This window comes from Novosphingobium sediminicola (assembly GCF_014196525.1).
Classification (GTDB): domain Bacteria; phylum Pseudomonadota; class Alphaproteobacteria; order Sphingomonadales; family Sphingomonadaceae; genus Novosphingobium; species Novosphingobium sediminicola.
Genome location: NZ_JACIDX010000001.1, coordinates 112,413 through 132,794 on the forward strand (window position 1 = coordinate 112,413; position 20,382 = coordinate 132,794).

The window sequence follows — 20,382 nt, forward strand, 5'->3', positions numbered from 1 at the left end:
CTTGGCCACGCGCGCGCCCCGCAAGGCCCAGCCGGTCGACCGGCTGAAGGACTATCCGGTCGATGTGGACGCGGGCGACCTGTTTCGCCATGCCCCGCCCGAAGTCGCCGCCAAATGGCGGATGATGGCGGGCGGGCTCAATACGCTGGCGCAGGATTCGGGCCTGTCGGCGCAGGAATTGCTGGCCCGGCAAATCGCCGACATGGGCATGAGTTTCCGCATGACCGGCGATGCGGAGGAACGCAGCTGGCCCCTGACGCCCATGCCGCTGATCGTCGGTGCACAGGAATGGGCCAAGGTCGAGGCGGGCCTTGTCCAGCGCGCGCGCCTGCTCGAAGCCGTGGTGGGCGATATTTACGGGCCGCAGGATCTGGTGCGTGAAGGGCATATACCCGCAGCGGTCGTGGCGGGCAGCCGCTATTTTGCCCGCGCGATGAGCGGGGTTTTGCCTCGCCGAGGCCATTATATCCATGTTTATGCGGTCGATCTGGCGCGCGGGCCGCATGGTCAATGGCGCGTGCTGGGCGACCGGCTGCGGCTGGCCAATGGCGTGGGCTATGCGCTGGAAAACCGGCTGGCGCTTTCGCGCGGGACGGGATCACTGCTCTCGGACATTCACGCGCGGCGGCTGGCGGGTTTCTTTGGGCAATTGCGTCAGGGCCTGTCCGCCGATTGCCCGCGCGAATCGCCGCGCATCGCGCTGCTGACGCCGGGGCGGTTTAACCAGTCCTATCCCGAACAGGCCCATCTGGCACGCTATCTGGGCTTTCCGCTGGTCGAAGGGCGCGACCTGTCGGTGATCGACGGCAAGCTGTATGTGCGCACCATCGGCGGGCCGAAACGGGTCGATGCGCTGTGGCGCTGGATCGACACCAATTCGCTCGATCCGCTCAATTTCGATGCGCGTTCGACGATTGGCGTGCCCGATCTGGCCGATTGCTGGGCGGGCGGACAAGTGGCCATGGCCAACTGGCCCGGCGTCGAGGTGGTCGAGGCGCCCGCCTTTGCCGCCTTCCTGCCGCGCCTGTTTCAAACGCTGCTGGGCGAAGACCCGCTGTTGCCCAATGTCGCGACATGGTGGTGTGGGGGCGAGACCGAGGCGGATCTGGTACGCGGGCGGCTCGATGAATTGATGATCGCCCCGGCCTTTGGGCAAAGGGTCGAAGGGCTGGCCACGGTGCAGCCCGCCCATGGCGCGCAATTGACGCCCGAGGCGCGCGAGGCCTTGCTGGCCGCCATGGCGCGCCGCCCGATGGATTATTGCGCGCAGGAAATCATCAACCTGTCGACCACGCCTGCACTTATCGAGGACCGGTTCGAGCCGCGCCCCTTCACGCTACGCGCCTTTGTCGCGCGCGGGGCCGATGGCGAATGGGTGGTGATGCCGGGCGGCTTTGCCCGCCTGTCCTCCTCGGGCAAGATCGCCTCGACACTGATGGGCGAAGGCGATCTGTCGGCGGACGTCTGCGTGGTGGACGAGGCCGACGAGGAACGCTTCAGCCGCGTCACGCTGACGGGCGCACCATCGATCCGGCGCGACGGCGGGGTTCTGGCGGCGCAGGCGGCCGACAATCTGTTCTGGTTCGGCCGCTATGGCGAGCGGGCGGAAATGACCGTGCGCGTGGTCCGCTCAATTCTGGGCGGCGGGATCGAAGTAGATGCGGGCGCCAGCGGCCATCCCGAGGTGCGCGCCAGGCTGATCGAACTGCTGGCCAATTGGGGCGCGCTGGGGCCGGATCATGGCGCACTTTCGCCCGCCGAAGCGTGTCGCGCCGCATTGGTCGAACATGACTTGCCCGGCGGGGTCGCCGCATTGCTCAACACCCAGCGCAATGTGGGCCAATCGCTGCGCGACCGTTTCGCGCCCGATTTCTGGCGGATCGCCAGTCGGTCCTTGCCTGCGCTCGATTCGCATCGGCCCGGCGTGCTGCTGCGCGTGGCGCGCGAGTTGATCGAACGTTTCGCCGCGCTTTCAGGCCTCGGCGCGGAAGATATGGTGCGCGGTCCGGCTTGGCGTTTCCTTGATCTGGGGCGGCGCATCGAACGCGCGCTTTCGCTGTGCCGCATCGCACGCCAGTTGGAAGGCGCGGGCGAGGAAAGCGACCGGCTCAACACTTTGCTCGACATTTTCGACAGCCAGATCACCTATCGCTCGCGCTATCTTTCGGCCCCGCTGCGTGATCCGGTCTATGACCTGCTGCTGCTCGACCCCGACAATCCGCGCAGCCTTGTCCATCAGGTTCAGGCCATTGAGCGCCACATCGCCGCCCTGCCCTCCCTGCGTGAGGACGCCCTGCCCGAGGCGCCCCTGCGCGAGGTGCGCGCGGTGCTCGCCCCGCTCGTCAGCCTGACCGTCGATCAGTTCGACGAGCCGCGCATGGTTGAAATCGAGATGCGGCTCAATGCGCTTTCGGATTCGATTTCCGCGCGCTACTTCCTGCAATTCGACGCGGCGGTCGCGGGCCGCACGCCGCTGCAAGGCTGATCCTTCCATGCGCTATCGCATCCATCATTCGACCAGCCTGCTCTATGACAGCGTGGTGCGACTGGCACGGCTCAACCTGCGGCTGAAACCGGCGCCATGGCCGGGGCAAAGGGTGGAGAATTTCGCGCTGAAACTCGATCCACCCCCTGCCGAGATCGAGGCCGGGGATGGCCCTTGGATCGTCCATCGCCACCGCGTAATCCTGCGCGAGGCGCTTTCAGAACTGAGCATCGAGAGCCGGTTCGAAATCGAGGTGAACGAACCGGCCCCTGCGCCCGAAGACGCGCCCGATATTGCCAGCATCCGCGCTGCAGCCCTCGCCCTGCCCGATCTGTCAGCGATGGGTCCGGCATCCTATCTCTTCGCCTCGCCCATGGCCCCGCCATCGGCCGCGATTGCCGAATGGGCCGCGCCCTTTTTCGGACCCGATCAAAGCGTTCTGGCCGCCGGTCATGCCTTGATGGGCGCGATCCACGCCCAATTCTCGTATGACGGCACCGCCACCAGCGTGACCACCACCGCGAAGGACGCCTTTGAACAAAAGCGTGGCGTGTGTCAGGATTTCGCCCATGTGATGATCGTGGCCGCGCGCGCTCATGGCATTCCGGCCGCCTATGTCAGCGGCTATCTGCGCACATTGCCCCCGCCGGGCCAACCGCGCCTGGTCGGTGCCGATGCAATGCATGCATGGGCCGCGCTGTGGTGCGGTCAGGACATCGGCTGGGTCGGCTTTGATCCCACCAATGACGTGCTGGCCGGAACCGATCATATCTTTGTCGCCATGGGTCGCGACTATGCCGATATTGCCCCCATCGACGGCGTGTTCATGGGCGGCGCGGGGCAAAGGCTGTCGGTCTCGGTCGATGTCGAACCGGTGGAAGACTGACGCGCGCGGCTTGACTTGCATCGGGCCGGGTTCATGCATGGCGCGATGGAGAGCATTCCCAGACGCGATCTGTTGACCGGCCTTGGCCTTGCCGGATTGCTGCTGCCCGAGGCGGTGGCCTATGCCGGTATGGCGGGGCTGGCGCCGGGGCGGGCGATTGTCGCGGCGGTGGCGGGCGCGCTGGCCTATGCGGTGGTCGGGCGCAGTCGTTATGCGGTGATCGCGCCCACATCCTCCTCGGCAGCCATTCTGGGCGCGGCGCTGATCGGGCTTTCGACCGAGGGGCTGGCCGACAAAGGCGCGGCGGCCACGGCGCTGGTGGTCATGACCGGGGCGATCTTTGCTGCGCTGGGCGCGTTTCGTCTGGGCAGTCTGGCCGGGTTCATTTCGCGCCCCGTACTGCGCGGCTTTGCGCTGGGGCTGGCCATCACGATCATCGCGCGCCAATTGCCGCATCTGCTGGGGATCAGCGTGGCGGGGGCGCCCATGTGGAGGCTGCTGGGCGAAATCGCCGTGGCGCTGCCCCGGACCAACTGGCCCAGCCTGCTGCTGGGGCTTGGGGCGCTGCTGGCGCTGCTGGCGCTGCGGCGGGCGCCGCGTTGGCCCGGATCGCTGATGGTGATCGGCGGCGGACTGTTGCTGGGCTGGTGGCTGGACCCGGCGGCTTGGGGCGTGGCGCTGGTGGGACAGGTGGCGCTGACATGGCCCGATTTCGCTCTGCCACCCCTCGCCCTGCTGCCGCGTCTGGCCCAGATCGCCGCGCCGGTCGCGCTCATCCTGTTTGCCGAAAGTTGGGGGACGATGCGGGGCCTTGCGCTGCAAAATGGCGACCGGGTGGATGCCAATCGCGAGCTGGGCGCGCTGGGGCTGGCCAATCTGGCCGCCGGGCTGGCGCAGGGGATGCCGGTGGGCGCAGGCTTTTCGGCGGCCAATGCCAATGCTGCGGCGGGCGCGCAAAGCCGGTGGGCGGCCATCGTCGCGGCGCTGGCCTTGCTGGCACTGGCCCTGTTTGCCGCGCCCGCCATCGGGCGCATTCCCGAGCCAATCCTTGCCGCCGTGGTGATCGCCGCGCTGACCCATGCGCTCCATCCTGCTCCGATCCGGCGCCTGTTTCAGATCCGGCGCGATGGCTGGGTGGCGGTGGCCGCCGCGGTCGGCGTGCTTTTGCTGGGGGTGCTTAACGGGATGCTGGCGGCGATTGCGCTGTCCATCGCCATGCTGCTCTACGATCTGGCCCATCCCTCGATCAGCACGCTGGGCCAAGTAGGCGACAGCCATGATTTCGTCGATATCGCCCGCCATGACGATGCCCGCGTGCCCGCCAATATCGCGCTGTTTCGCCCCAATGCGCCGCTGTTTTTCGCCAATGCGGAAAGCGTGCTGAACCTGATTGCGGCGCGGGCGGCGGCATCGGGCGCGCCGGTGGTGGTGCTCAGCCTTGAAGAATCGAACGATCTGGACGCGACCGCCATCGACGCGCTGGGCGAATTCGTACTCGACCGCGCGCAACATGGCCAGCGCGTGCTGCTGGCCCGCGCACATGACCGGGTGCGCGATGTGCTGGTGGTGGCGGGCATGGCGCAACTGGCTCAGGATTCGACATTTTCGGTGGCCGACGCCGTGGCGCGGGCCGGGGCATCGTGGCAGGATAGCGCCATCTGAGGGAAAGGAGAGCTGCGTTTATGGCCATGAACCATCCGGTCCAGCCGGTCCTCAATCCGGTCAGGCTGCGCGATCTGCGCCCCACACAAATGACCGTGGGGCTGGCCGAAGTGCGCGACAAGCAGCAGCACTGGCGCGATCAGAAACAGGCCGGGCAATGGCTGGGTCAGCATCTGATCCCGGTGGTGCATGGGCCGGGCGACACGTGGTGGGTGATCGACCATCACCATCTGGCGCGCGCGCTTTACGAAGAAGGCGTCGAGGAAGTGCTGGTTTCGGTCGAGGCGCGGCTGGGCAAGCTGAGCAAGAAACGGTTCTTTTCGGTGATGGACTATTACAACTGGCTCCATCCCTATGATGACAATGGCAAAAAGCACGACTGGAGCGATCTGCCGCGCCACGTGGGCAAATTGGCCGACGATCCGTTCCGCTCGCTGGCGGGCGCGGTCCGGCGCGGCGGCGGCTATGCCAAGACATCGACGCCCTATGCGGAGTTTTTATGGGCCGATTTCTTCCGCGATCATATAAAACGCGACAAACTCGAAGAAAATTTCGCGGCCGCGCTGGCCAAAGCGCTGAAATTGGCCAATAGTCCTAAAGCGGCCTATTTGCCGGGCTTTGCCGGTCCGGAAGGATGATGACACAATGAAAGCTCTCCAAGCCTATTTCGCCCAGACCGGCGGGCCCGAAGTGATCCGCTGGCACGAGGTCGATCTGCACGAACCGGGCCCCGGCGAAATCCGCGTGGTGCACGAGGCGGTGGGGCTGAATTTCATCGACACCTATTATCGCTCGGGCCTCTACCCCTGCCCGCTGCCCTCCGGATTGGGCAGCGAAGCGGCAGGCGTGGTCGAGGCGGTGGGGCCGGATGTCGCCGCGTTCAAGCCGGGCGACCGTGTGGCCACCTTTGGCCCGGCGCTGGGCGCCTATGCCACGGCGCGGATAACGCCTGCCTCGGGATGGTTCCGCATCCCCGATGGCATCAGCGCGCAAACGGCGGCGGCGGCCATGCTCAAGGGCTGTACGGCGGAATTTCTGGTCGAACGCGCGGTCGCCTTGAAGGCGGGCGATTGGGCGCTGGTCCATGCGGCGGCGGGCGGCGTGGGGCAAATCCTTGTGCAATGGCTGAAGGCGCTGGGCGTTCATGTCGCCGCGGTGGTCGGGTCCGAAGGCAAGGCGGCCATGGCCAAGGAGGCCGGAGCCGAGGTCGTCCTCTTGTCGAGCGCGCCCGATGTGGCGGCGCAGGTGCGCGAGATTACGGGCGGCACCGGCGTTGCGGCCAGCTTTGACGGCGTGGGCGCGGCGTCTTGGCCGGTGTCGCTGGCCAGCGTTCGCCCGCGCGGCACGATCCTGTCCTTTGGCAATGCCAGCGGGCCGGTTACGGGCGTGGCTCTGGGGGCTTTGGCCTCGGCAGGCTCGCTCTATGTCACGCGGCCCCGCTTGTGGGACTATTACGCCACCCCGGCGGAAAGCGCGGCAGGCGTGGCGCGGCTGTTCGAGATGATGGAGAGCGGGGCCGTCAAAGTGCCGGTGGGGCAGAGCTTTGCCCTGACCGATGCGGCGGAGGCGCATCGTGCGCTGGAGGGTCGGCGGACGGTGGGGGCGAGTGTGTTGGTGCCTTGATCGGTTGACGGGGGTTGGAAGTTTATGCCTCCGGCGGGCAAAGGGACTCGTCCCTTTGCAATCCCATTTTGGGGTGGTGCTTGATCTCGCCTGTGACTCTATTCCGCGAAGCGGTTTAATAGCCTGCGGCGCGGCAAGTTCACGCCAGTTTGCCTTCGACACTCAACATCGACAGTAACGGGATTGCAAAGGGACAAGTCCCTTTGCCCGCCGGAGGCACCTTTAAAATCGCCTAAAACCTCAAGCCTTCTGCGACCGTAGCAGCATCGCGCCAAACCCCATGAACACCGTGCCCGTGACCCGGTTAAACCAGCGCTGGGCAGCAGGGCGGCGCAGCCATCCGGCAAGCCCCCGACCGCCAACGGCATAGGTAAAGTAGCAGGAGGTTTCGATCACCGCGAAGGTGCTGATGAGGATCGCCATCTGGATCGCCTTGGGCTGGGCCGGGTCGATAAATTGGGGCAGGAAGGCGGCGGCGAAGAGCAGCGCCTTGGGGTTAGAGATCGCGATGGTGAAGCCCCCGCGATAGACCGCCCAGCGCGAAAGGCCGGGGCGCTCAAACTCGACCGTTTCTTCGGCCTCATCGGTCACGGGCGCGCGCCAAGCCTTGATGCCCAGATAGACCAGATAGGCCGTGCCTGCCAGACGCAGGACCTCGAACGCGCCTGGCAGCGCAAAGAGCAGCGCGGTCAGGCCCAGCGCGCTGGCTGTCATCATCACCACCAGCGCGCTCATGCAGCCGGCCATGGCAGGAAACGACCCGCGCAGGCCCAATTCGACGCTGCGACTCATGATATGGAGCATGTTCGGCCCCGGCGAGGCGCTGATGAGGAACACGGTGACGCAATAAAGACCCCAGAGATGCAGGTTCATGCCAAAACTCCCCCCAATACGCCCAAAGCCGCCACAAGGACGCCAGCAAGACCGAGACCAGCGCCCAGCCACAGGAAAGCGCGCGTGGCCATGATCTGCGACAAGGCCAGCAACAAAATGCCCAGCAACAGCGCGCTTTCGGCCAGACCAAGCTGGCCGCTGCGCTCCGCCGCAGAGGATGCCTCCGCCCGCAGGCCTGCGATCCGGGTGGCGATGGCGTCAATACCGGGCGCGCGCGGACCGCCGGGCTGCGCGCTCAGCTTACCCTGACGCAGCAACGCCGCCTCGCCCAGAGCGCCAGCGCGAACATCGCCGTCCAGCCCGCCCTGATTGGCCTGCGCGATCAGCATCGTCTCACGCGCCTTCATCGCCTCTACCATCGTGGTGGCATCGGCCGCCGCCAGAGCCGCCTGAATGCTCTCACGCTGGGCCGCAAGCATGGCAATATGGATGATGCCCGAAAGCACCACAGCCAGCACGATCAGCGCCACGCACAAAGGGGAGGATTTCGTCTCTGTCATATCCGTGACTTAGCCGGGTGGCGGAAAAAAGAAAGGGGGCCGTTTTGGCCCCCTCCCTCTTGTTTCAAGCAGGCCGGATCAGGCCGCCGCACGGCGCTCCTGGGCCTCGCTGTTCAGTTCCTCGGCCAGCAGGAAGGCCAGCTCGATCGACTGCGCACCATTGAGGCGCGGGTCGCAATGCGTGTGATAGCGATCGGCCAGCGCCGCATCGGTCACATCGATCAAACCGCCGGTGCATTCGGTCACATTCTTGCCGGTCATCTCGATATGGATGCCGCCCGCATGGGTGCCCTCGGCGCGATGCACGGCGAAGAAGTCGCGCACTTCCTTGAGGATACGCTCGAACGGACGGGTCTTGTAGCCGCTGTCCGACTTGACGACATTGCCGTGCATCGGATCGGACGACCACACCACCGGATGCCCCTCGGCCTTCACCGCACGCACCAAAGCAGGCAGATGCGCCTCGACCTTATCATGGCCGAAACGGGCGATAAGCGTGATGCGACCGGCCTCACGCGCCGGATTCAACTGGTCCAGCAAACGCAGCAGCAGTTCAGGTGCCAGCGAAGGCCCGCATTTCACGCCTATCGGATTGCCCACGCCGCGCAGGAATTCGACATGCGCCGAATTGTCGAAGCGGGTGCGATCCCCGATCCACAGCATATGCGCCGAGCAGTCATACCATTCGCCGGTCAGCGAATCCTGACGCGTCAACGCCTGCTCATAAGGCAGCAGCAGCGCCTCATGGCTGGTGTAGAAATTGGTGCCCTGAAGCTGGGGCACGCTCTGCGGATCGACGCCGCAGGCCGCCATGAAGTCCAGCGCCTCGCCGATCTTGTCGGCCATGGCACTGAAACGTTCGCCCCACGGGCTGTGGTCGAGATGCTCCAGCGTCCACTTATGCACCTGACGCAGGTTAGCATAACCGCCGCTGGCAAAGGCGCGCAGCAGGTTGAGCGTGGCCGCGCTCTGGCCGTAGGCCTGAAGCATGCGGTTCGGGTCATTGCGGCGCGATTCCGGCGTGAAATCGCTGCCGTTGATGATGTCGCCGAAATAGCTGGGCAGCTCCAGATCGCCCAGCTTTTCGGTCGGCGCGCTGCGCGGCTTGGCGAACTGGCCCGCGATGCGGCCCACCTTGACCACCGGCTGCTTGCTGGCGAAAGTCAGCACGACCGCCATCTGCAGCAGCACGCGGAACGTGTCGCGGATCGCGTTGGGGTGGAATTCGGCAAAGCTTTCCGCGCAATCGCCGCCCTGAAGCAGGAAACCCTTGCCCGCCGACACCTTGGCCAGTTCGGCCTTCAACGCGCGCGCTTCGCCTGCAAAAACCAAGGGGGGAAAGTTGGCCAGCGTCTGCTCTACCCGGCCGAGTTCTTCGGCGTCCTGATACACGGGAAGGTGCCGCGCCTCGCGGGTCTTCCAGCTTTCCGGGGTCCAGTTGCTTGCCACTTTTCCTTACTCCACACGCCGCATCACTATACGGCCCACAACAAAACAGACTTGACGAAAATTGTACTGCTTAGTACACAGAATTATGCGATCCTGCTGTCCTTGATGACAGATGCTTGCGCGATTCTGCCCTTAATTAAGCAAGGGTGCTGCCCATACAAGGCTATGCGGCGAATGGATAGCCGCTCTTTTCGATCAGATTGACCGGAATTTCCGTGAATGGGGCCAAGTACGGGGGGCCGCAAAGCCCCCACGCACGTTTATTTCCGCTCAGGCACAATCGCCAGACGGAAAGCCCGGTCCTTGACCAGCCAACGCGCCGCCAGCGCCTGCAATTCCTCAGGCTTCACGCTGACATAATCGGCCATCAGCCCGCGCACCTGACTGTAGCGGCGCGGGTCTTGCGTCGCGCCCTCGATCTGGCTCATGAAAAAGGCGGTGCTGGACGAGGCGCGCGCCACCTGCTGACGCAAAGGCTCGGTCACCAGAGCCAGTTCGCTGGCCGGGATCTTGCGCGTGGCCAGATCAGCCGCAATCCGGTCCACCGTTTCAAAGAACAGCGGCACCATCTGGGGCGTCACCTGCGCGCTGGCCGAAACCGTGCCGCCGCCGGGCAGATCAATGGGCCAGTCGGCCGACACCTGCGGCGCATAGGAAGCCCCGCTCTTTTCGCGCATCGCGGCCAGCAGGCGGTTGGCGAAGACCTGACTGAGCACTTCAAGATGGCGGCTTTCGGTCAGCCCCTCGACGCCGCCGCCGGTCGGCCAAGTCACCACGGCGGCGGCCTGGTTGGCATCGCCGCTGTGGGTCAGCGTGACCGGCTGCGCACCGGGCCGGGCAAAGGCATAACCCTTGGTCGTGGCCGGTTGCAAAGGCCCGCGCGCGGCCAATGCGCCAAAGGTCTTTTGCAGCGCTTCCATGCCCTTGGCGCTGTCAAAATCGCCAAACACCTGCACCTCGATCGGCCCCTGCGCCAAAATCGGCGCCCAGACCTGACGGAAGCCCTCGGGCGTCACCTTATCCAGTTGCTGGGGCGTGGGCACGGCAAAGCGCTCGTCATTGCCGCGTTGCAGATAGCGCAGATCCCGCTCCATCACCCCTTGCGGGCTGGCGGCGTAGGAGGAAAACTGGATCTTGCCCGCCGCCCGCGCGCGCAGCAGCGGCCCCGAATCCCAGCGCGGCATCGCGAATTTGGCGGCGAACAGGTAAAGCTGGTCCTCCAGATCCTCGGCCCGCGTTTCGCCGGTAAACTGGAACGAGCCATCGTCGATGCGGAAATCGAAGCCCAGCTTGCGCCCTGCCGAAATGCGGTCCAGCTCCTCCTGCCCCAGTTGCCCCTCGCCCGAACTGACCAGCGCCAACTGGCCCAGCGTGGCATAGGCATTGTCGGCGGGCTTGAACGCCTGCCACCCGGCGCCAAAACGGACCTTGACGATCACGCGGCCCGGATCATCCTTGGTAGGCCAGAATTGCGCCTTCACACCATTGGCAAAGGTCAGCTCCTGCACATCGAGCATCCCGGTCGGGCGCACTTCCGGCGGGGCCGAAGGCGCGCCAATGGCGGGCAACTGCGCAAAGCTGATCGGCTTTTGCGCGGCACGGGCGCGTTCGTCGGGCACCGCCTTGGTCAGCAAGGCTGCGCGCAGATCCTCCGGGCTCGCCTCACCCTTTTCGGGCGTGACATAGAGCGAGCGGATCACCTTGCCGGCAAACAGGCTGCGCACATGTTCCTGCACCGCCTGCGGGGTGAAAAGCGGCATGGATTGTTTGAAAATGTCCTGCACCACGGCGGGCGAGGCGACCGTCTCGTGAATATCGACCGCCTGCACCAGATCGTCGGCCAGCTTGCCGCCGGGCAGCAGGGCCCGCTGTTGCACCTGCGATTCGAAAACGACATTCATCTCGGCCGCCTCGCGCGCAATATCCTCAACGCTGGGCGGCCGGTCGAGCATATCGGCGATGATCCCGCGCACCTCGGCCAGCGCACCGCGCCAATTGCCGTCAAGCGGCGAGACGGTGACGAAAGTGCCGTCAACCGAGCGCGATTCATTCTCCTGATCGACCCGCGCCGAGAGGAAATTGCCCCCCGAACGCGCCCGCGCCTCCAGACGGCGGTTGAGGATCGAGAGCGCCAGTTGGTCCAGCATCAGGCCCTGATTATAGACCACCGTATCCTGCTTTTCATGCCAGGGGCGCAGCACGGCATAGATCAGCGAGCGCGGCACGGTCGGCTCGATCAGCACTTGCGCGGCGCCCACCGGATTGGCCGGATCGGCGCCGGGAGGCGTGGCGGGCGCGCCAAAATCGGGATCAGGCGTGGCGGGCCCTGCGCCCTTCCATTCGCCAAACCATTTGGTCACCAGCGCGGCGGTCAGGCGCGGATCAGCGTCGCCCGCCACCACCACCGTCACCTTTTCCGGGCGATACCAGCGCTGATGAAAGGCGCGCAGCGTGGTCTGGCGCGCGCCATTGATCGTTTCGACATCGCCCACTGTGACATGCGAGGCCAGAGGCTGCCCCTCGGCCATCATCTTGCGCATGGCGATCATCAACCGCTCGGCCGTACCGCCCCTTTCACGCTTTTCGGCCAGCACGATGGGCGCCTCGATGCGGATGTCGCTGTCCGACAGGTTGGGCGCAAAAACCATGCCCGAAATCAGCTTCATGCTCTCATCCAGCGTGGCGGGCGAGGCATCGGGCAGGTCGATCTTATAGGTCGTGGCCGTGGGGGTGGTTTCGGCATTGGTGTCACTGCCGAAGGTCGCACCAAGACGCTGCCAGGTGGGGATCGCGGCGCCTTGCGGCAAATAGCGGCTCTGGCGGAACACCAGATGCTCGATCAGATGAGCGAAACCCGCCTCCTGCGGCTTTTCATGCATCGCGCCCACATCGACGCGCACGCGGATCGACACCTGCCCCGGCGGCACCTGATTGTTGCGCACGGCCCAGCGCACGCCATTGTCCAGCACGCCGAAGTACCATTCGCGGTCATGAGGCACATCGCTGCCCTTATAAAGCCATGGCGCATCCTGAGACGGCAGCGGCGGCAAAGGCGAAGCAGTACGGGCGGAGCTTGTCTGAGCGCCGATCAGCGCCAGCGAGATGACAAGCGAAAGCAGGCGAGGCGCGCGGGAGAAATGGCTCATAATCCAAGCTATAGGGAGCGCTTCGATTAAAGGCCAGTGAACAGCGGCCACTTTACGCCGCCAAAACTGCAACATTTGCCTGACAAATGGCTTTTCCACCCTTGTCGATGCCGGTTAACGCTCCTAAATCAGCCTCCATGTTTATCGAGACGGAAACCACGCCCAACCCCGCCACGCTCAAGTTCCTGCCCGGGCGGCAGGTGATGGTGGCCGGCACCCGCGAATTTGTCGATGAGGAGCAGGCCGAAGCCTCGCCTCTGGCCGCTGCGCTGTTCAGCCTTGGCGACGTTACGGGCGTGTTCTTCGGCCGCGACTTCATCTCGGTAACGGCCGGGCATGGCGCTGGGTGGAGCGATCTGAAGCCGCAGGTCGTGGCCATGCTGCTCGACCATTTCATTTCCGAAGCCCCCCTGTTTGCCGCCGGAACCGCTGCAGGCATCAGTGTCCCGGCCGAAGAAGACTTTCCCGGCGACCGCGAGGAGGATGCCGACATCATCGACCAGATCAAGGATCTGATCGAAACCCGCATCCGCCCTGCCGTGGCCAATGACGGCGGCGATGTGGCCTATCGCGGTTTCCGCGATGGCGTGGTGTTCCTGCAGATGCAGGGCGCCTGTTCGGGCTGCCCTTCGTCTTCTGCCACGCTGAAGAACGGGATCGAGAGCCTGATCAAGTATTACGTGCCCGAGGTGACCGAGGTTCGCGCCGCGTGAGCTTGCCATTGTCGGAGCCTGATCCGCGCAGCGGGCGCTGGCTGGCAATTGAATGCACGACCGAGGCCTGTTCGGTGGCGCTGTTTCAGGATGGCGCGCTGGTGGCGGGCGAATACCGGCAATTGGGGCGCGGCCATGCCGAAGCGCTGGTGCCGATGATCGCGGCCCTGCCCGAACGCGGGCGGGCCGGGGCAGTTGCCGTGGGTCGCGGGCCGGGTAGCTTTACCGGGTTGCGCATCGGCCTTGCCGCAGCGCGGGCGCTGGGGCTGGCGTGGAGCGCGCCGGTCTATGGCTATCCCACATTGGCGCTGATCGCCTCCATGGCGCTTGAGCGCGAGAATGGCCCTGTGCGCGTGGCCACCACCGGCGGCCATGGTGAATGGTTCACCCAGAGCTTTGACGGCAAGGGAATCGCGCTCGATGCGCTGCTCTCGCAAAAGCCGCAGGATGCGATGGCTCATGGTGAAACGCTGATCGCGGGCAGTCAGGCCGAGGCGCTGATCGCCGGGCGGCAGGCTGCGGGCGGCCCTGAAGGGCTGGCGCTGGCGCTGTGGCCCGATGCGCGCGCGGTGGCGGGCCTGAACCCGGCGCATTTCAGCGCCGATCTCAGCCCGCTTTACGGTCGCGCGCCTGACGCCCGACTGCCGGGTGGGCGCCTGCCCGATGCCCCCGCCACATCCGCCGCCTGATTCGCAGGATTTGCTAAAATCATGATGCCCAGAGACGATGTTGACCGCATCATGGAAGTCATGGACGCCGCCTTTGACCCATTGTGGGGCGAGGCGTGGAACCGGATGCAGATCGAAAGTGCGCTGGCGATCGGCAACACGCATTACTGGTTGATCGCGCCCCACGGCGGCACGCCCGATGAAGGCGAGGAGGCCGCCGGCTTCGCGCTGGTCCGCCAGATTTTCGACGAGGCCGAACTGCTGCTTTTTGCCGTTTCGCCGCAATGGCGCCGCCGGGGCCTTGGCGCAAGATTATTAGGCAGAACATTAGACGACATGAAAAGATCGGGCGTCTGCAAGGTGATGCTTGAAATGCGACGCGGCAATCCGGCCGAATCTCTTTATCGCGCCACCGGCTTCGTCCCCGTGGGACTCAGGCCCAAGTATTACCGCTGCGCCAATGGCGACAGGATTGATGCGGTGACCTTTTCCTTTCCCGCAGATGAACAGAACAACTGATTGAGACGAAAAAAGGCGTCATTCCAATGTATGTTCAATTTTTCTAATTCTGCATCTTGAATAAATCTTGAAATCGTCGCAATAGAGCGTGGTGCAGCTGGGATGGAGCTGCATAAACAAAACAAACAAAAACAGACAATCGGGTCATAAGCAAAAGAGAAGGCTACATCCCATGAGCACGATCGAAGTCGATTCCAAGGAAACCCTCATCACCCTGACGTCGGACATTGTTGCCGCCCATGTCAGCAACAACAACGTCACGGTTGATGAAGTTACCGCCCTCATCACCAATGTTTTCAATGCCCTGTCCGGCCTTGGTCAGGCTTCGGTTCCGGTGGAAACGCCGCCCGAACCGGCCGTTTCGATCCGCGCCTCGGTCAAGCCCGATCACATTGTGTGTCTTGAGGATGGCAAGAAGCTCAAGATGCTCAAGCGCCATTTGGCGACTCACTATAACCTGACCCCGGAACAGTATCGCGCGCGCTGGAACCTGCCCGCCGACTATCCGATGGTTGCCCCCAACTATGCCGAAAAGCGCCGCGAACTGGCCAAGTCGATCGGCCTTGGCCGCAAGCCCAGCGTCAAGCGCGGCCGCAAGCCCAAGGCTGCCGCCTGAGCCAGCGTGGAAGCGGCGGTTTTGCCCCCGCTTATCACCGTATAGCAGGTTGAAGTTTTGCCCTGTCGGCTCCATAGTCGGCAGGGCAAACCTTTTCTAAGACACGGACCCCCAGTGCACCAGCAAATCGACATCGAAACCCTTTGCCAGCAGCGTGGCCTGCGCATCACCGAGCAACGCCGCGTGATCGCCAAAGTGCTGTCGGAGAGCGACGATCATCCCGATGTGGACCAGTTGCACGCGCGCGCAACGGCGGTCGATCCGGGCATTTCGATCGCCACGGTCTATCGCACCGTGCGCCTGTTCGAAGAAGCGGGCATTCTGGACCGCCACGATTTCGGCGATGGCCGCGCCCGTTATGAGGCGGCGCCTGAGGCCCATCACGACCATCTGATCGATGTGGAAACCGGGCATGTGATCGAATTCGTCGATCCCGAACTGGAGGCTTTACAGCGCCAGATCGCCGAAAGGCTGGGCTATCGCCTGGTTGACCACCGATTGGAACTGTTCGGGGTCAAACTGGAACGCGAAGCCAAGAAGTGAAGAAAAGGGCGGGGTCTGATCCCCGCCCTTTCTTTATTCAGGCAAATTCCTCGGTATCCATCGTCGCCTGCATCGCGGCGGGATAGCGCGGGCCGGACACCGTGTTCTGGTTGATCAGCGCGTCCAGTTCGGCCAGCGTAGCATCCGAAGGGCGCCAATCCGGGCATTCAATATTCTCGCGCAGGTGATCCGGGTTGGTCGTGCCGGGGATCACATGCACGTGATCGCCGCGCGAGAGCACCCATGCCAGCGACAATTGCGCAGGGCTGGCTCCTTCCCGCTCGGCAATGGCGTTGAACGCATCGACCAGAGCGAGGTTGGTCGGCCAGTTGGCGCTGTTGAAACGCGGATGGGTCCGGCGCAGATCCTTCTCCTCCAGCTTCACCGGATTGCGCACGCCATTGGCCAGCACGCCCCGCGCCAGCGGGCTGAACGCCACCAACGCCACGCCCAGCTCGCCGCAAGCCCGCAACACGCCCAGTTCGGGGTTGCGGGTCCAGAGCGAATATTCGGTCTGAACGGCGGTGACGGGACAGGCCGCATGGGCCTTGCGCAGCGTATCCGCGCTCATCTCCGACAGGCCATAGCCGCCGATCTTGCCCTCACGGATCAGATCACCCATCGCGCCTGCGCTTTCCTCGATGGGAACGGTGAAGTCGCGGCGGTGCATGTAATACAGGTCAATGTGATCGGTCTGCAGCGCCTTCAGGCTCTTTTCGACCTCGACCTTGATCGTTTCCGGCTTGCAATCGACATAGCGGCGCGGGCCGTCGGCAATCAGGCCCATCTTGCTGGCAAGGAAGAACTCGTTCCGGCGGCCCTTGAGCGTTGCGCCGATCAGCTCCTCATTCTTGCCGCCGCCATAGAGCCGCGCGGTGTCGAGATGACCATAGCCCAGATCCAGCGCCAGATGCAGCAGCTTGGCGGATTCTTCGGGCGGCGGCGGCGCGGCATAGGCCCAGCTGACGTTCATACAGCCGAGGCCGACGGGGTTCACATCCTTGCCACCGAGTTTGCGGGTGATGGACATTGTGGGGGTCCTTATTGAATGACGGTTTATGCCTCCGGCGGGCAAAGGGACTTGTCCCTTTGCAATCCCATTAATGGGTTTATCGAGGCGTGCATCATCGGATTTGCCATGAACATGATAAAAGCCTGCGGCGCGGCGAGGTTACACTCGATAGCGCCGCAGGCTTTCCAATTTCAACGCAGCGTCCGACACAAAACGTCGAACCACAAACGCAACGAAGACAGTAACGGGAGCGCGAGGGTCCAGCCCCTCGCACCTAACCTTTACTTCTTCATCGCCTCCAACTGCACTTCCAATTCACCCAGCACACGATAGCAATCGAGCACCTTGCCGACCGACGAGTTCGGCTCGCGACCTTCGCGGATAGCGGCGATAAATTCGCGGTCCTGCAATTCGATGCCGTTCATCGACACGTCCACCTTCGACACGTCGATGGCGTTTTCGCGGCCATCGACCAGATCGTCATAGCGCGCGATATAGGTGCCGGTGTCGCCGATATAGCGGAAGAAAGTGCCCAGCGGGCCGTCATTGTTGAAGGACAGCGAGAGGGTGCAGATCGCGCCGCTTTCAGCCTTCAACTGGATCGACATGTCCATCGCAATACCCAGCACCGGATGGATCGGCCCTTCAATCGCATTGGCGGCGACGATCTTGCCCGCCTGATAGGCAAACAGGTCAACCGTATGCGCGGCGTGGTGCCAAAGCAGGTGGTCGGTCCACGAGCGCGCTTCGCCCTTGGCGTTCATGTTGGTGCGGCGGAAGAAATAGGTCTGCACATCCATCTGCTGGATGTTGAATTCGCCCGCCTTGATCTTGTTATGCACATACTGATGCGACGGGTTAAAGCGGCGCGTGTGGCCAACCATGCAGGTCTTGCCCGTTTCCTGCGAAACCTTCAGCACTTCCTGCGCATCGGCCCAGCTGTCGGCCAGCGGGATTTCGACCTGCACATGCTTGCCCGCCTTCATCGCGGCGATGGCCTGCGCGGCGTGCATCTGGGTGGGGGTGCAAAGGATCACCGCGTCCACGTCATCACGGGCCAGCGCATCGGCCAGTTCGGTCGAGCTGTGCTTGGCGCCGTACTTGGCGGCAACCGCGGCGGCCTGTTCGCCGGTGCGGCTGATGATCGAGGTGATTTCCACGCCGTCGATGTTTTTCAGACCATCGAGGTGCTTTTCGCCAAAGGCGCCGGCGCCGGCAAGGGCAATACGCATGAGAGGATACTCCATTAAAGAGGAACCGCCGGAGCGCATGGAGCGCCCCGGCGTTCGGAATTAGTCGGCCGGTTCCAGCACGATATGGCCGATGGCCGTATTCGAACACGGGATATGGTAATGGCGGTGAAGGGTTTTCACCTTCTTGCCCATCGCGCCGCGCATGATCAGCCACATCACCATTTCGATGCCTTCGCTGCCGGTTTCGCGCAGGTATTCGATATGCGGGATATGGCGCACATCGTCATTGTCGCTTTCCAGCATGTCGAGGAACTTGTTGTCCCATTCGCGGTTGAGCAGGCCCGCGCGCGGCCCCTGAAGCTGGTGGCTCATGCCACCCGTGCCCCAGATCTGGACGTTGAGATCTTCAGGGAAGCTCTCGACGGCCTTCTTGATCGCCTCGCCAATGGCCCAGCAGCGGTTGCCCGAAGGCACCGGATAGGTCACGACATTGACGGCAAAGGGAATGACCTTGCACGGCCACTTTTCAGGCTGGCCGAACATCATCGAGAGCGGCACGGTCAGACCGTGATCGACATCCAGCTTGTTGAAGATGGTCATGTCGAAATCGTCGAGGATCAGGCTCTGAGCAATGTGCCATGCCAGATCGGGATGGCCTTCAACCTCAGGCACCGGGCGCGGGCCCCAGCCTTCATCGCAAATGCCGAAACGCTCGCCGCAACCGATGGCGAAGGTGGGCACGATGTTCATGTCGAAATAGCTGGCATGGTCATTATAGACCAGCACAACGACATCAGGCTTCTCGGCCTTTTCCCATTCGCGCGTCCAATCATAGCCACGGAAGATCGGGCCGAAATAATCGTCCTTTTCCTTGCCCTGATCCACGGCCACGCCCAACAGGGGCACGTGGCTGGAGCCGACACCGGCGGTAATCTTGGCCATCTTAGTTGCTCCCTTTTGCCGCGGCGGCGGCGGCAAGATTTTCGCGGATCGAGCGGTTGCCCTCAGGCTTGCGTCCGCCATCCAGCATCATCTGGCGATATTCGGGCCAGGTCATGTCGGTCATCGTGCTGCATGCCTCGGCAAAGGGAATGCCGTCGGCCGAAAACAGCTTGGACAGGTAATAGACATTCCCGCCCAGCTTGAGCAGTGCGTTGTAATCGCGGCGCAGCAGCGCCTGCTTGCCTTCTTCGGAAATATCCCATTCGTCCAGATAGGCGCGCTCGTCCTTCTTGAAACGCTCGCGGTTTTCCGGCTTCATCATGCTCATGGCGAACTGGTTGATCCAATAGCCACGGCGCGCACGCGCGGCGGTATAGACCAGCGTGCCGGGAATATCGTCGAATTCGGCCAGATATTCGTGAATATTCTGTGTGGGGTTCTCAGCCATCTTCATTCTCCCAAACCCGCCCCCGCCCGGCGCACCGGACGGGGGCAAGTCGTTGATTACAGGCCGCGCGCTTTCAGCTTGGCATCCAGACGCGGGAACACACGGCGGGCATTGCCCTCAAAGATCGCGTGACGCTCGGCATCCGAAATCTCCAGAGCATCGACATAGCGCTTGGTATCATCGAAATAGAACCCGGTGGTGGGATCGATCCCGCGCACCGCGCCGACCATTTCCGACCCGAACAGGATGTTCTTATTGTCGATCACATCGGCCAGCAGGTTGATACCGGGCTGGTGATAGACGCAGGTGTCGAAAAAGATGTTGTTCATCAGATGCGTGTCGAGCGACGGCTTTTTCAGCATGTCGGCCAGACCGCGATAACGGCCCCAGTGATAGGGCACCGCGCCGCCGCCATGCGGGATGATGAAGCGCAGCGTGGGGAAGCGGCTGAACAGATCGCCTTCGAGCAATTGCATAAAGGCAATCGTGTCGGCCGCGATGTAATAGCCGCCCGTGGCATGCATCGCCGGGTTGCACGAACCCGAAACGTGGATCATCGCCGGAACGTCCAGCTCGACCATCTTTTCATAGAAGGGGAACCAGTAAGGATCGGTCAGCGGCGGATGCTTGAAATGGCCGCCGCCCGGATCGGGGTTCAGGTTGCACCCGATAAAGCCCATTTCGGTGACGCAGCGTTCCAGCTCGGCAATCGAATTGGTCAGGTCGGCCTCAGGCGACTGGGGCAGCATGCAGACCGGCTCGAACACGCCGGGGAACAGATCGACCACGCGCCCGATCAGATCGTTGCAGGCGCGCGCCCAAGGCACGGCCACGCTCTGATCGCCGACATGGGGGACCATCGCGCTGGCGCGGGGGCTGAAAATGGTCAGGTCCGCGCCGCGTTCCTTGATGAGGCGAAGCTGGTTGGCCTCGATCGTCTCGCGGATTTCATCGTCGCTGATCTTCGGATAGGCCGGAGCAGCAACGCCGGCCTTGAAGGCGGCCTTCTGTTCCTCACGCCACGCGTCATGCCCCTTGGGCAGCACGGTGTAGTGGCCATGACAGTCAATAATCAGGCTCACG

Annotated in this window: 19 protein-coding genes; 10 read left to right on the forward strand and 9 right to left on the reverse strand. The window is 63.7% G+C overall.

The annotated features are described in order from the left end of the window. Position 1 precedes the first annotated feature (1 nt). The 5 genes from GGR38_RS00555 to GGR38_RS00575 are packed head-to-tail and all read left to right on the forward strand — an operon-like array spanning position 2 to position 6,656. Complete coding sequence (locus tag GGR38_RS00555; RefSeq protein WP_246404151.1) at positions 2–2,485, forward strand: circularly permuted type 2 ATP-grasp protein; 2,484 nt, start codon at positions 2–4, stop codon at positions 2,483–2,485. A 7-nt stretch (positions 2,486–2,492) separates the two neighbouring features. Further along, positions 2,493–3,371, forward strand: a complete 879-nt coding sequence (locus tag GGR38_RS00560) for a transglutaminase family protein (RefSeq protein WP_183621659.1) — start codon at positions 2,493–2,495, stop codon at positions 3,369–3,371. A 45-nt stretch (positions 3,372–3,416) separates the two neighbouring features. Next, positions 3,417–5,033, forward strand: a complete 1,617-nt coding sequence (locus GGR38_RS00565; RefSeq protein WP_183621661.1) for a SulP family inorganic anion transporter — start codon at positions 3,417–3,419, stop codon at positions 5,031–5,033. A gap of 20 nt (positions 5,034–5,053) precedes the next feature. After that, positions 5,054–5,671, forward strand: a complete 618-nt coding sequence (locus GGR38_RS00570) for a ParB-like protein (protein ID WP_221226944.1) — start codon at positions 5,054–5,056, stop codon at positions 5,669–5,671. 7 nt (positions 5,672–5,678) lie between these two features. Then, positions 5,679–6,656 carry a quinone oxidoreductase family protein gene (locus GGR38_RS00575; protein WP_183621663.1) on the forward strand — a complete coding sequence of 326 codons (978 nt, stop codon included), beginning with the start codon at positions 5,679–5,681 and terminating at the stop codon, positions 6,654–6,656. 240 nt (positions 6,657–6,896) lie between these two features. Here the strand turns inward: GGR38_RS00575 and GGR38_RS00580 are convergent, their stop codons facing one another. The 4 genes from GGR38_RS00580 to GGR38_RS00595 form a co-directional block, all read right to left on the reverse strand. Beyond that, positions 6,897–7,529 carry a LysE family translocator gene (locus GGR38_RS00580; RefSeq protein ID WP_183621665.1) on the reverse strand — a complete coding sequence of 211 codons (633 nt, stop codon included), beginning with the start codon at positions 7,527–7,529 and terminating at the stop codon, positions 6,897–6,899. Continuing rightward, positions 7,526–8,050: a DUF4337 family protein gene (locus GGR38_RS00585; RefSeq protein WP_183621667.1), complete on the reverse strand. Its 525-nt coding sequence runs from the start codon at positions 8,048–8,050 to the stop codon at positions 7,526–7,528. The genes GGR38_RS00580 and GGR38_RS00585 overlap by 4 nt, the downstream gene beginning before the upstream one ends. Positions 8,051–8,128: 78 nt before the next feature. Continuing rightward, positions 8,129–9,499: a class II 3-deoxy-7-phosphoheptulonate synthase gene (locus tag GGR38_RS00590; protein WP_172341098.1), complete on the reverse strand. Its 1,371-nt coding sequence runs from the start codon at positions 9,497–9,499 to the stop codon at positions 8,129–8,131. Positions 9,500–9,759: 260 nt separating this feature from the next. Then, positions 9,760–12,645 (reverse strand): M16 family metallopeptidase, encoded by a 2,886-nt coding sequence (locus GGR38_RS00595; RefSeq protein ID WP_183621676.1) that lies wholly within the window; start codon positions 12,643–12,645, stop codon positions 9,760–9,762. Between the two features lie 137 nt (positions 12,646–12,782). Here GGR38_RS00595 and GGR38_RS00600 point away from each other — a divergent pair, with 137 nt between their 5' ends. The 5 genes from GGR38_RS00600 to GGR38_RS00620 all read left to right on the forward strand — a co-directional run bounded on the left by GGR38_RS00600 (position 12,783) and on the right by GGR38_RS00620 (position 15,704). Further along, positions 12,783–13,358, forward strand: coding sequence for a NifU family protein (locus GGR38_RS00600; protein WP_183621678.1), 576 nt, complete (start codon positions 12,783–12,785; stop codon positions 13,356–13,358). Continuing rightward, positions 13,355–14,047 carry a tRNA (adenosine(37)-N6)-threonylcarbamoyltransferase complex dimerization subunit type 1 TsaB gene (tsaB, locus tag GGR38_RS00605; protein ID WP_343058936.1) on the forward strand — a complete coding sequence of 231 codons (693 nt, stop codon included), beginning with the start codon at positions 13,355–13,357 and terminating at the stop codon, positions 14,045–14,047. The genes GGR38_RS00600 and tsaB overlap by 4 nt, the downstream gene beginning before the upstream one ends. Positions 14,048–14,068: 21 nt before the next feature. Then, a complete protein-coding gene (locus tag GGR38_RS00610; protein WP_246404152.1) occupies positions 14,069–14,545 on the forward strand; it encodes a GNAT family N-acetyltransferase in 477 nt (158 codons plus the stop codon). A gap of 172 nt (positions 14,546–14,717) precedes the next feature. Continuing rightward, positions 14,718–15,161, forward strand: coding sequence for a Ros/MucR family transcriptional regulator (locus tag GGR38_RS00615; RefSeq protein ID WP_183621679.1), 444 nt, complete (start codon positions 14,718–14,720; stop codon positions 15,159–15,161). A 114-nt stretch (positions 15,162–15,275) separates the two neighbouring features. Next, on the forward strand, positions 15,276–15,704 hold the full coding sequence (locus GGR38_RS00620; protein WP_172341092.1) for a transcriptional repressor: 429 nt from the start codon (positions 15,276–15,278) through the stop codon (positions 15,702–15,704). A 37-nt stretch (positions 15,705–15,741) separates the two neighbouring features. Here GGR38_RS00620 and GGR38_RS00625 read toward each other — a convergent pair whose 3' ends face one another. The 5 genes from GGR38_RS00625 to GGR38_RS00645 form a co-directional block, all read right to left on the reverse strand. Beyond that, positions 15,742–16,734 (reverse strand): aldo/keto reductase, encoded by a 993-nt coding sequence (locus GGR38_RS00625; RefSeq protein ID WP_183621681.1) that lies wholly within the window; start codon positions 16,732–16,734, stop codon positions 15,742–15,744. 263 nt (positions 16,735–16,997) lie between these two features. After that, entirely contained in the window at positions 16,998–17,948 is a 951-nt protein-coding gene (locus GGR38_RS00630; RefSeq protein WP_183621683.1) for a Gfo/Idh/MocA family oxidoreductase, read from the reverse strand. A gap of 60 nt (positions 17,949–18,008) precedes the next feature. Then, positions 18,009–18,851: a class III extradiol dioxygenase subunit beta gene (locus GGR38_RS00635; protein ID WP_183621685.1), complete on the reverse strand. Its 843-nt coding sequence runs from the start codon at positions 18,849–18,851 to the stop codon at positions 18,009–18,011. A 1-nt stretch (position 18,852) separates the two neighbouring features. After that, positions 18,853–19,299, reverse strand: a complete 447-nt coding sequence (ligA, locus tag GGR38_RS00640) for a protocatechuate 4,5-dioxygenase subunit alpha (protein WP_183621687.1) — start codon at positions 19,297–19,299, stop codon at positions 18,853–18,855. Between the two features lie 56 nt (positions 19,300–19,355). Next, complete coding sequence (locus GGR38_RS00645) at positions 19,356–20,381, reverse strand: amidohydrolase family protein (protein ID WP_183621689.1); 1,026 nt, start codon at positions 20,379–20,381, stop codon at positions 19,356–19,358. Position 20,382: the final 1 nt, after the last annotated feature.

Excerpts from the sequence above, each read along its gene's own strand:
- GGR38_RS00615 (WP_183621679.1), top strand. The coding sequence starts at position 14,718 with ATGAGCACGATCGAAGTCGATTCCAAGGAAACCCTCATCACCCTGACG.
- GGR38_RS00630 (WP_183621683.1), bottom strand. The coding sequence starts at position 17,948 with ATGCGTATTGCCCTTGCCGGCGCCGGCGCCTTTGGCGAAAAGCACCTC.
- GGR38_RS00600 (WP_183621678.1), top strand. The coding sequence starts at position 12,783 with ATGTTTATCGAGACGGAAACCACGCCCAACCCCGCCACGCTCAAGTTC.
- GGR38_RS00585 (WP_183621667.1), bottom strand. The coding sequence starts at position 8,050 with ATGACAGAGACGAAATCCTCCCCTTTGTGCGTGGCGCTGATCGTGCTG.
- ligA (WP_183621687.1), bottom strand. The coding sequence starts at position 19,299 with ATGGCTGAGAACCCCACACAGAATATTCACGAATATCTGGCCGAATTC.
- GGR38_RS00610 (WP_246404152.1), top strand. The coding sequence starts at position 14,069 with ATGATGCCCAGAGACGATGTTGACCGCATCATGGAAGTCATGGACGCC.
- GGR38_RS00560 (WP_183621659.1), top strand. The coding sequence starts at position 2,493 with ATGCGCTATCGCATCCATCATTCGACCAGCCTGCTCTATGACAGCGTG.
- GGR38_RS00595 (WP_183621676.1), bottom strand. The coding sequence starts at position 12,645 with ATGAGCCATTTCTCCCGCGCGCCTCGCCTGCTTTCGCTTGTCATCTCG.
- GGR38_RS00570 (WP_221226944.1), top strand. The coding sequence starts at position 5,054 with ATGGCCATGAACCATCCGGTCCAGCCGGTCCTCAATCCGGTCAGGCTG.
- GGR38_RS00625 (WP_183621681.1), bottom strand. The coding sequence starts at position 16,734 with ATGTCCATCACCCGCAAACTCGGTGGCAAGGATGTGAACCCCGTCGGC.
- GGR38_RS00580 (WP_183621665.1), bottom strand. The coding sequence starts at position 7,529 with ATGAACCTGCATCTCTGGGGTCTTTATTGCGTCACCGTGTTCCTCATC.
- GGR38_RS00635 (WP_183621685.1), bottom strand. The coding sequence starts at position 18,851 with ATGGCCAAGATTACCGCCGGTGTCGGCTCCAGCCACGTGCCCCTGTTG.
- GGR38_RS00565 (WP_183621661.1), top strand. The coding sequence starts at position 3,417 with ATGGAGAGCATTCCCAGACGCGATCTGTTGACCGGCCTTGGCCTTGCC.
- GGR38_RS00575 (WP_183621663.1), top strand. The coding sequence starts at position 5,679 with ATGAAAGCTCTCCAAGCCTATTTCGCCCAGACCGGCGGGCCCGAAGTG.